The organism is Cyanobium sp. Aljojuca 7D2 (assembly GCF_024346415.1).
Lineage (GTDB): Bacteria > Cyanobacteriota > Cyanobacteriia > PCC-6307 > Cyanobiaceae > Cyanobium_A.
The window spans coordinates 23,431-31,750 of sequence record NZ_JAGQCX010000018.1; the positions used below are offsets into that span (position 1 = coordinate 23,431).

At 62.6% G+C, this 8,320-nt stretch carries 14 protein-coding genes; 13 read left to right on the top strand and 1 reads right to left on the bottom strand.

The window, feature by feature from the left end; translation table 11 throughout:
* The first annotated feature begins 118 nt into the window (after positions 1-118).
* The 13 genes from KBY57_RS13795 (at position 119) to KBY57_RS13855 (ending at position 7,560) form a co-directional block, all read left to right on the top strand.
* Positions 119-625, top strand: coding sequence for a hypothetical protein (locus tag KBY57_RS13795; protein WP_254996471.1), 507 nt, complete (start codon positions 119-121; stop codon positions 623-625).
* A 181-nt stretch (positions 626-806) separates the two neighbouring features.
* The gene (locus KBY57_RS13800) at positions 807-1,121 is read left to right on the top strand and encodes a hypothetical protein (RefSeq protein WP_254996454.1); all 315 of its coding nucleotides are present in this window, start codon (positions 807-809) and stop codon (positions 1,119-1,121) included.
* 105 nt (positions 1,122-1,226) lie between these two features.
* Positions 1,227-3,179: a polysaccharide biosynthesis protein gene (locus KBY57_RS13805; protein ID WP_254996473.1), complete on the top strand. Its 1,953-nt coding sequence runs from the start codon at positions 1,227-1,229 to the stop codon at positions 3,177-3,179.
* Between the two features lie 229 nt (positions 3,180-3,408).
* On the top strand, positions 3,409-3,624 hold the full coding sequence (locus KBY57_RS13810; protein ID WP_254996475.1) for a type II toxin-antitoxin system HicB family antitoxin: 216 nt from the start codon (positions 3,409-3,411) through the stop codon (positions 3,622-3,624).
* Positions 3,621-3,845: a type II toxin-antitoxin system HicA family toxin gene (locus KBY57_RS13815; RefSeq protein WP_254996476.1), complete on the top strand. Its 225-nt coding sequence runs from the start codon at positions 3,621-3,623 to the stop codon at positions 3,843-3,845. Before KBY57_RS13810 ends, KBY57_RS13815 begins: the two co-directional genes overlap by 4 nt.
* Positions 3,846-3,952: 107 nt before the next feature.
* The gene (locus tag KBY57_RS13820) at positions 3,953-4,198 is read left to right on the top strand and encodes an AbrB/MazE/SpoVT family DNA-binding domain-containing protein (RefSeq protein WP_254996477.1); all 246 of its coding nucleotides are present in this window, start codon (positions 3,953-3,955) and stop codon (positions 4,196-4,198) included.
* A gap of 27 nt (positions 4,199-4,225) precedes the next feature.
* Complete coding sequence (locus KBY57_RS13825) at positions 4,226-4,615, top strand: PIN domain-containing protein (RefSeq protein WP_254996479.1); 390 nt, start codon at positions 4,226-4,228, stop codon at positions 4,613-4,615.
* Positions 4,616-4,820: 205 nt separating this feature from the next.
* Positions 4,821-5,096 carry a hypothetical protein gene (locus tag KBY57_RS13830; RefSeq protein WP_254996480.1) on the top strand — a complete coding sequence of 92 codons (276 nt, stop codon included), beginning with the start codon at positions 4,821-4,823 and terminating at the stop codon, positions 5,094-5,096.
* Positions 5,097-5,195: 99 nt separating this feature from the next.
* The gene (locus KBY57_RS13835) at positions 5,196-5,447 is read left to right on the top strand and encodes a type II toxin-antitoxin system ParD family antitoxin (protein ID WP_254996481.1); all 252 of its coding nucleotides are present in this window, start codon (positions 5,196-5,198) and stop codon (positions 5,445-5,447) included.
* A 719-nt stretch (positions 5,448-6,166) separates the two neighbouring features.
* The gene (locus KBY57_RS13840) at positions 6,167-6,394 is read left to right on the top strand and encodes a type II toxin-antitoxin system ParD family antitoxin (protein WP_254996483.1); all 228 of its coding nucleotides are present in this window, start codon (positions 6,167-6,169) and stop codon (positions 6,392-6,394) included.
* 17 nt (positions 6,395-6,411) lie between these two features.
* A complete protein-coding gene (locus KBY57_RS13845; RefSeq protein WP_254996484.1) occupies positions 6,412-6,759 on the top strand; it encodes a type II toxin-antitoxin system RelE/ParE family toxin in 348 nt (115 codons plus the stop codon).
* A gap of 157 nt (positions 6,760-6,916) precedes the next feature.
* Positions 6,917-7,303, top strand: coding sequence for a type II toxin-antitoxin system VapC family toxin (locus KBY57_RS13850; protein WP_254996485.1), 387 nt, complete (start codon positions 6,917-6,919; stop codon positions 7,301-7,303).
* Between the two features lie 95 nt (positions 7,304-7,398).
* Positions 7,399-7,560, top strand: a complete 162-nt coding sequence (locus KBY57_RS13855; RefSeq protein WP_254996486.1) for a hypothetical protein — start codon at positions 7,399-7,401, stop codon at positions 7,558-7,560.
* Between the two features lie 49 nt (positions 7,561-7,609).
* Here KBY57_RS13855 and KBY57_RS13860 read toward each other — a convergent pair whose 3' ends face one another.
* Complete coding sequence (locus KBY57_RS13860; protein ID WP_254996487.1) at positions 7,610-7,921, bottom strand: hypothetical protein; 312 nt, start codon at positions 7,919-7,921, stop codon at positions 7,610-7,612.
* Positions 7,922-8,320: the final 399 nt, after the last annotated feature.

The following is an 8,320-nucleotide window of genomic DNA, read 5'->3' on the forward strand; positions in this document are numbered from 1 at the left end:
TGGTGCGAACCGTGGTGAAGCGAGGTTCCCGGTAGTGCTGCTTGGCCAGAAGCGTCGCCAGGTGTTGGTTGCTCTGTTGCTTGGATCTTCGGCTGCAGGGTTGTGGCTGGCCTGGCCCTTGATTGTCCCGCTTGTTACTCCGGTTCCGACGTCTGGTGCCGGTAGCGATCTGGTGGTGGTGCTGGATGGTGGCTCAGGTCGCTTTGCCGCAGCCGATCGCATTGGCCAAGCGCTGTCTCAGCCGCCTCGCCGCCTGCTAATCCGCTGCCCAAGAGGTACGCTCCCGCCCCAGCCCACCCCCGAACTGCTCCAGGGCTTCGACACCGCCACCCAGATCACCGCCCTCGCCCACTGGTTGCGCCACCAGCCCTTTCCCCGCAGTGCCATGGTGTGGATTGCCACCGATCCCGATCACACCGCCCGCGCATTGATCCTCGCCCGTATTGCCCTTGGCAGCCAGGGCATTCGCGTTGGCACGGCCGATTGGCCTACCCCCAGCTCCGCTGAACGCCGCAAGCTTCTTCGGGATGCCCTGCGCCTCACCCTTTGGCGGGCCACTGGGAGCACCGGCGCCTGGCTGGTTCCTGATGCGCTGGCACGCAAACGGGCAGATTGCGGGGTGTAGGGCTTCAGGCCGCGGGGCGGGCCACCCGTGATTCCACGGATGCCCTGCTAGTCTATTTGTACTATTCTGTGTTCAGGGTTTGGGCTGGCTACGGTGGTTTTGGGATTTGACCTACAGGGCGCGATCACGCTCATTGCTGGCCTTCTGCTCGCCCTGATCACACTTTTCACGGGTTATGACCATGTCGACTTCTTTTGGGGCCCAACCCTCCAGCTCAATAAGCAAATCGGAGTTTCTGTCCTCGCTGCCTCGCTGGCGACGCTGGTTGTCGAGGCTCAATTGGCATCCCGTCGTCGAATACGAGATTCGCGAGATCGAATTCGAGCGCAGGAAGATCGAGTACGAGAACAGGAAGATCGAGCACGAGAAGCGGATGAAACAGCTCGAGAGCGAGATCGCGCGGCTCGAGCAAGCCAACTCCAGGCTCGAGCGCTTCGAGCGGGAGCACTTGTCTGGCTCGACCCCACCCCCCTCCACAGGAGATTCCTACAGCTGATTGCTACCGAGCTCGCTGATCTCGCTGGCGGGTCGACTGCCTGACCGCCTTCGCGTCCACCCGTTCTCCTGAGCCCCTGTCGCGATCGCGGCAGGGGCTTTTTTTATGGCTATTCGATCGTTCCACTTCAAGTTGCTGCAGTTGGCGCCTCTCAGCCGCCGGCTGCTGCTGATCGCCACCGATGCCCTGCTGATCCCGCTGGCGGTGTGGCTCAGCTTCTGGCTGCGCCTGGCCCATCCCTTCACAGCCACCTTCGCCGCCAGCCTCTGGCTGCTGCCCGCGGCCCTGATGATCGGCCTGCCGCTCTATGCCCTCACCGGCCAATACAAAGGCCTCACCCGCTATGTGGGCAGCCTGGCCTTCTATCGCATCGCCGGCCGCAATGGCCTGCTGGTGGTGCTGCTGGCCCTCACCGGCCTGATGGCGCGGCTGCCGCTGCCACCCCGCAGCAGCTGGATCCTGCTCTGGATCCTGCTCACGGTGTTCACCGGTGCCGTGCGCTTTGCCCTGCGCGATGGTCTGCTCAGCCTCCAGAGCAAGCCTCTTAGAGGAGTCAGCCGCGTGGCCATTTATGGCGCCGGTGCCGCAGGAGTGCAGCTGGCTGCTGCCCTGCGCTTGGCCGGCACCTACAGCGTGGAACTCTTTCTCGACGGCGATCCCCAGCTCTGGCGCCGCACCATCAACGGCACCCCCATTCATCCGCCTCAGGTGTTGCGCCAGCGGGCCAGTGAGCTCGATCAGGTGTTGTTGGCGATTCCATCGCTCAGCCGCAGCCGTCGACGCCGCATCGTGGATGAGGTTCAGGAGCTCGGCCTGCCGCTGCTCCAGGTGCCCTCGGTGGAGGAGATCACCTCAGGTCGCACCCGCATCGATGCCCTGCGCCCCGTGGCCATCGAAGAGCTGCTCGGCCGCGATGCCGTGCCCCCTGATCTCGGGTTGCTGGGCCCCGGCATCACCGCCAGCTGTGTTTGCGTCACCGGCGCAGGCGGTTCCATCGGCGCCGAGCTCTGCCGCCAGATCCTGCGGTTGGCGCCCCGTCACTTGGTGCTGCTTGAGCGCAGCGAACCCAGCCTCTATGCCATCCAGCAGGAGCTCCAGCCCCTGCTTCCGCCCACCACCCAGCTCACGGCCGTGCTTGGCAGCGCCGCCGATGCGGCTCTAGTGGAGCGGGTGCTGGCCGATTACGGCGTGCAGGTGGTGTTCCACGCGGCTGCCTACAAGCACGTGCCCCTGGTGGAGGCCAATCCACTCCAGGGCCTGGAAAACAACGTGCTCTCCACCCGCGTTCTGTGTGGTGTGGCCCAGCGCTTGGGCCTGCAGCAGCTGGTGCTGATTTCCACCGATAAGGCCGTGCGCCCCACCAACGTGATGGGTGCCTCCAAACGCCTGGCCGAGCTGGTAGTGCAGGCCAGTGCCCATGAAATCGCAGCGTCCGCGCTTAATGGCGGCCGTCGCCCCGGCACCCGGCTGGCCATGGTGCGCTTTGGCAATGTCTTGGGCTCCTCTGGGTCTGTGGTGCCCTTGTTCCGCCGCCAGATCGCTGCCGGCGGGCCGATCACTCTCACCCACCCGGAGATCATCCGCTACTTCATGACCATCCCAGAGGCCGCCCAGCTGGTGCTCCAGGCCGCTGTGCTGGCGGAAGGCGGCGATGTGTTTCTGCTGGATATGGGTGACCCGGTGCGCATTAAAGATTTGGCTGAGCAGATGGTGCGCCTCAGCGGCCTCAGCCTGCGCGATGCCACCCATCCCGATGGCGACATCGAGATCCTGTGCACCGGCCTGCGCCCCGGCGAGAAGCTCTACGAAGAGCTGCTGATTGATGCCGAATCAGAAGCCACCGCCCACCCCCTGATCTACCGAGCCCGCGAACGGTCCATCCCCCCCGCAGAGCTCTGGCCCCAGCTCGATGCCCTGCAAGCGGCCATCACCCGCCAGGATGTAGAGGCCGCCCTGGCGCAGCTGGAGCAGCTGGTGCCCGAGTGGCAGCGGGGTGGAGATGCCGGCAACCCCAAGGCTCTGGATTGTGTACAGCTTGTACAAAATGCAGACAGGTGACAAGGGCCATCCCGTTGGCGGTCTGCAGTGAGGAGTGAGCTCAGTTGCTTGCTTTTTGCGGCCTCGAGAATGCTTTTATGCGCATAAACCGGTGCTTTGGCGTTGTGGCTGTGGCGCTGCCATCCCCCAGGCACGCGCGGGCAAAGTTGATAGGGGGTTGCCCCGCTCCTTTTGATCACTCCTGAAGGAAGCCTGCGGCCCTAGCCTGAATACACCACCAGCTTTGGTCATGACACGACAGTTCAACGTTCTTGTTGAGCGTGACGCGGAGGGGTACTTCGTGGCAACCGTACCCAGCCTGCCGGGTTGTCACACCCAGGCGCGCTCACTGGATCAGTTGATGGAACGTGTTCGCGAAGCGATTGAGCTTTATCTCGATGTGGAAGGCGAACCAGCAGGAGAGCTGGATTTTGTTGGCGTGCAGCGCGTGTGCGTTGAGGCGTGAGCAAAATCCCTGCCATTACCGGCAAGCGACTTCTGAAGGTTCTGCAGCAACTGGGCTTTGAAACTCTGCGTGTGAGGGGTAGCCATTTCTTTCTTCGGCATCCCGATGGAAGAACCACGGTGCTGCCGATGCACGCAGGGGAAGCGATTGGACCTGGATTGTTGAACAGCATCCTGCGCCAGGTGAAGCTCTCCCGTGATGAGCTGATGACCTTGCTGTGAGCTTGGGGAACGTGGCAGTTTCCCTGCTCGCCTCAGCCTGCGCGATGCCACCCATCCCGTGAATGATCCCGGCTAATGTTCGGTAATTCATGCGGCTGCTGTAGGCCATGCGCAGCACCATCACCGCCCGGGGGCAAACCGTGATCCCTGCTCCGATTCGGGCGCGCTTCTCCCTTGGACCATCCCAGCGGTTGGAATGGATCGTTGAAGCCGATGGCTCCATCCGGGTGGTGCCGGTGGATCTCTCGCCGGTCAAAGCCTTTCGCGGCATGGGCCGGCGTGGTAGCTCCAGCCAGCGCTTGCTTGCTGATCGCGAAGCCGAGCGGCAGGCCGAGCAGGCGGCTGGCCACTGATGTCCTGCTAGCTGACTTGAGTGCCAGATGGGATCGCTACTCCTGCTCGACACATCGGCGCTGCTCACCCTGCGCGACGACGAACCCGGTGCCGCACGGGTTGAAGAAGCGCTTGAGCAACCAGGGCGCTGCAACGCCTGCTTTCTCAGCCGGATCGAGGTGCTTTACCGCGTCTGGAAAGACGAAGACGAGCGCGCCGGCCGCCTGGCCTATGAGCAACTCAAGGCCCTGCCGCTGCAATGGGTGGACGCCTCAGAGCCGCTGCTCGAGCAAGCCGCCAGCATCAAGGCCCGTCATTCCCTCTCGTTGGCTGCTGCCTGGATCGCGCCGGCCGCGCAGCAGGTGGGCGCCACCCTGCTGCACAAGGATCCTGAGTTTCGTGCCATCGCTAACCTTCCGCAGGAATGGCTCGGTTGATCGCCAGAGAGGAGGACGCGGTAATTCAGGTCTGGCCATCGACTCGATCCGTGCTTCCACGGATGCCCTTGTTAGTACAGACGTTCTAAACTGTGCTCAAGGTTTGGGCTGGCTACGGTGTTGCTTGGATTTGACCGTCAAGGCTGGATCACGGTTTTCGCCGCCCTGCTCCTCGCCCTAATCACGCTTTTTACCAATTACGCCCATGTCGACCTCCTGGGAGCCGCTTCCGTCGACCTACCGCAGCAAGCAGGTATTCCTTGCATCGCTGCCGCCGTGGCGACGGCTCTTGCAGAAGCTCAATTGGCATCCAACGATCGACGTCGACGTGGAGCGCTACGCGATCGAGCAGAGGCTGAAACGACTCGAGAAAGAAGACGAGCGGCTCGACGAGCTCAGCAGCAAGCTCAGTGCAATCTTGTCCAGCTCCGACACCAGCTCGACCCCTCCGAACGCAATGCCAGGCGAGTCCGAGACGTAATCTCACTGCTGGAAGAGTACGGGGGAGTGGCTTGAGCTTTCTTGTCCTGCCGCGGCTATCAAACATTAATAGCGTCGATTTGGTTATCCCCGGGCGGTGATGCCTTCCAGTTACGTCGTTGGTTCCCATTTCGAGCAGTTCATCAAGGATCAGATCAGTGGTGGCCGCTACGCACGTGCCAGCGAGGTTGTGCGCGATACCCTGCTACTCCTCGAGCATGAGGAGCAGCATCATGAAGCGGCGCTGGGCAGAGCGCCGAAACTGTGTTTCAGAGGCTCGAGCAGAAATACAGCAACCATTCCTCTGTATTGGTTGAGCCTTGATGGAGGTTGTCTTTTCTCAGCAGGCTGAATTCTCCACGGCAGCCGTGATCTCCTTGCATTGTTCTCTATCGATCAGGACTGTCCCGGCTTGAGATATCCCCTGTTGTGTTGTTGCATGCGCTCCCTCTTAGAGGTGTTCTGGCCTTGGCCATTGGGCCTTGGATGGTGTTCCACACCCCACAGGGCATGGGCTCTGGCCGCCCCGCAGATCTGATCGTGGTGCTTGATGGCGGATCGGCGCGTCTCGAGCAGGCCAAGCACTTCCGGCAGCAAGTGCTGCAAGAGCATCCCCGTCCGGGCCGGTCGCTGGAGCCAGCGCACCTGCTGATTCGCTGCCCCCGCGCTTCGCCACCACCGCAGCCCATGCCTGAATTGCTACAGGGCTACGACACAGTTACCCAGATCACGGCTTTGGCAAATTGGCTCCAGCACCGCCAGGCTCCTGCTCCCCAGCGAACACCGCAAGCTCCTCCGCGACGCCCTGCGCCTCACCCTCTGGCGGGCCACCGGCAGCACCGGCGCCTGGGTTGTGCCCCAGATCGTTGCGCGCAAACGGGCGGATTGTGGGGTGTAGGGGGTGCTGCCAAAACGGCTTTCCGGCCGCGGATGTGGCAGCTGCGGCTGGTTTGATCGCCCTCCAGCTCCCGCAGCAATGGGGCGCCTGGCGCGGGCTCTTGACCGAGTGGTGCTACTCAGTCACACTTGGGACGACGTGTGGATGGTGCTCCAGTGGTCATCAAGAGTTCAGTGTCTCTCCGCGAAGATCAGCATGCTTTTGCCAAAGCGTTGGTGGACGCTGGTCGCTTCCCATCAGTGAGTGCTGTGCTGCAGCAAGGCCTTGACCTGCTGCGGCAGCAGGATGCTGATGCCCAAGCCGATCGAGCCGCACTGCAGGCCTTGCTGCAGCAGCGCGCCAATGGGTCCTTCATCTCTGCCGATCAACTGCGGGCCAGGTTGGCGTCGCAGCCCCGATGAGCGAGGCTCCGTGGACGGTGGTCTTCGCCGCAGAAGCGATCAACGATCTGGTGCTGATCACCGAGTATCTGACACAGGCCTACTGCGGCTTTGGAGAACCACTGGCGGAGTCCAATCGGCACGCACAGGTGCGCATCGAGGCGATCATCACCGCGGCCGAACGGTTGGCCACAGCTCCCCTTCGTGGAGAATCACACGATGATCTCCTGCCTGGCCTTCGCCATCTGGTTCTGGATCGTGCCGTCTATTGGTTTCGTCCACGCGCTGAGCAGCGGCAAATCCAGGTGCTGGCCATGTTCTTTGGTGGTCAAGACCACCAGCGCCGCATGTTGGTGCGCCTGTTGCAAAACAACTCCCAGGTCTGAGCCCGCCTTTGAGCAGGAGTTCCCCCGTTGGTGCGGCACAGCGCGGCAGCGAGGGCAAGCACCACATGATCTGCACCTCACGCTGTGGTGGGCTGAGTGTGGGGGCGCTCCGACCCTCCCCCATGGACGAGAGCGCCACCCGTCGTTGATCACTCCCGTGACGCCAGAAGATCGCAGCCCGCAGGCTCTCGACTGGTTTGCGCAGTGCCGCGAACCTCTGATCAGCAGCGATTGGCTGATCACCGAGACCCACAGCGCTCTGGGTATCAAGCAGCGCCATCACGGTCTCAGCCCTGAGATCAGCCAGGCGGCTGGGGAGCAGTTCGAGCGCCTGCTGCAGAGCGGTGTTGAACTGCGCTCGCTCAAACGCGATCGCTTCCCTCAGGCAGCCGAGCTGCTTCAGGATCCAGCCATCAGCCTCCGTGCCGGTGATTCGCTGCATCTGGCGGCGGCGCTGCACAGTCGCTGCACCCAGCTGGCCAGCTTCGACGGGCAGATGTTGAAAGCTGCGGCCGCCCTGGGAATGAGGCCAGCACTGGAATAAGCCAACCATTCGAGGCAGGGCCTGCCAAGGGAAGCCAAACTCGGAGGGCATCAAGGCTGACCCGCATTGGCTCCTGATCGTCCGCCAGCCTGGGGTTGCCCCGGTTTCGTGAACAGATCGACGCCGAAAGCGCAATTCACAGTCTGGACGCCGCCGGCGCCCTCGACGTGCTGGAGCAGTTGGTGCCCGAGTGGCTGCGGGGCGGGGATAGCGGGCGGTCCAGGGCGACAAACCCGGTGGAGGTTGTCCAGGGCTGAAGGATGCTGCGGCTTGCGGCCTTGCTTGGGTTTAACCGTCAAGGCTTGATCACGGTCTTCTGTTCATCAGATCGGAATCAAACACAGCGGCACCATCAGCCCGTTTGCGCTGGTGACGGCGGGCCTCCCGGCGGCTGAACTCGCTCACACTCGGATTGCTCACCACCGGATCCACATGAGCCACCTGCTGCCACAGCTCCCGCGGTGCCCAACGGACGCGGTGCTCGTGCCTGCTATGCCGGGTGATGTGGCACCAACGGCTGGTGCCGCAATCAGGGCAAAAGAGCTCTTCCAGCCATTCGTTGTTGAGCACCAACACTGGATGGGCCTGAATCACCAGCCGAGCGGTCTTGCCAGGCATGCCCCGCTGCTTCAGCTCTTCTGAGGTCAGCAGATGCAAGTAATACTTTCTGCCAGTGCCGCCCAACTGTTGTTCGGGGTGGGCTGGGCAACGCAACTCGCGTCGCCTTGGGCGCCGGCGAAATCCCGCTTGGCCGCTGCCCTGGTCAACCGAGAAAAAAGTGCCTGGATCCTTCAGAATTTCATCCGTGCTCGAAGGCATTCTGGCCTATCAGGGCAGACCAGGAAGACCCTAGCCAAATCACGCATAGTCAAATTCATCTTGAGCCGCGGCCAGGGCTGACTGAAAGTCCATTCATCCCGTTTCCGCAAGGCTGATGCCAACCCAGTCGAGCATTCGGCTGATGTCGTGTGCCACAGCCATCAGACCAGCACGGATCGATTGAAAACCGTTGCAGCG